A 1,111-nucleotide genomic window follows, 5' to 3' on the forward strand; every position below is an offset into this window, starting at 1 on the left:
CCTCGCTGGGTCTTCTCCGCAGGGCCGGGACCGGCCGATGCTGGACAGGCTGGTCTCGGTCGGGCCGAGCGAGCGTCGATGCGGCGTTCGGCGCGTCCCACGTCCTGGGCACTTCCCGCAATGTCCGAGAAGCCCTACCGAGAAAGGCTCATTGGGGGAGCCGGGGTCAGGCGGGGACGGCCTGGCTGGTGAGGGCGGCCGCGTAGCGGCGCAGGATCACGTCGGCGACGCGGGGGTCGTCGGCCAGCGGGGCGGCGAGCCGGACTTCGGGGTCGGCTTCGCGGGCCAGCGCGGCGATCCGGTCGGGGAGCAGGCCCGGGGCGAGGAACCAGGAGGCGACCGCGATCCGGCGGGCGCCGCGGGCGCGGAGTTCGGCGATCGCGGCGGGCACATCCGGTTTGGTGGCGCTGGCGAAGGCGGGGGCGACCGCGGCGACGGGCAGGCGTGCCCGCCACCGCCGGGCCAGGCGCGCGACCACGGCGTTGGCTTCCGGATTCGACGAGCCGACCGCGGCGAACACGATCCCGAGTTCCGGGTCGGTGGGATCGGCGCCGGTCGCGGCGAGCCGGTCGAGGGCAACCTCGGACAACAGCGGATCCGGGCCAAGAACGTCCGAAGTGGACACTCGCAGGCGCGGGCTCCGGGCGAGGACGCCGTCCACCAGGGCGGGCAGGTCGATCCGCGCGTGGTAGGCGCTGCCCAGCAGCAGCGGGACCACCACGACCTCCCGCTGCCCCTCGGCGTACAGCCCGCTCAGCGCGTCGGTGACCAGCGGTTCGGACAGGTCGAGGAACGCGGTCCGCACGTCCAGTCCGGGCGCCGCGGAACGGACCGCCGCGGTCAGCGCGCGCACGGTGGCCGCGGACCGCGGGTCCCGGCTCCCGTGCGCGACGGCGACCAGTGTCGGCTCGTTCATGTGGCGAACTTCTGGCCGACCAGGCCCGCGGCGAGCGTGTCGCCGTCCTTCGGGTCGATCACCAGGAAGGCGCCGGTCCGCGGGCTGTCCGCGTAGTCGTCCACCGGGATCTCCTCCGACAGGCGGAGGGTGACCCGGCCGATGTCGTTGAGTTCCAACGTTTCCGGGTTGTCCACACTGGACAGTGTTTGTTCG

2 protein-coding genes are annotated in these 1,111 nt (G+C 73.9%); both read right to left on the reverse strand.

Going from position 1 to position 1,111, the window contains the following annotated elements; translation table 11 throughout:
* Positions 1 to 166 precede the first annotated feature (166 nt).
* On the reverse strand, positions 167 to 916 hold the full coding sequence (locus tag FXO23_RS50520; protein ID WP_158896349.1) for a sirohydrochlorin chelatase: 750 nt from the start codon (positions 914 to 916) through the stop codon (positions 167 to 169).
* On the reverse strand, positions 913 to 1,111 hold a 199-nt coding region (locus FXO23_RS50525; RefSeq protein ID WP_425484994.1), incomplete at its 5' end, for an elongation factor 1-alpha C-terminal domain-related protein. The genes FXO23_RS50525 and FXO23_RS50520, both read right to left, overlap by 4 nt.

It is taken from the genome of Amycolatopsis anabasis, from assembly GCF_009765355.1.
GTDB classification, from domain to species: Bacteria; Actinomycetota; Actinomycetes; order Mycobacteriales; family Pseudonocardiaceae; genus Amycolatopsis; species Amycolatopsis anabasis.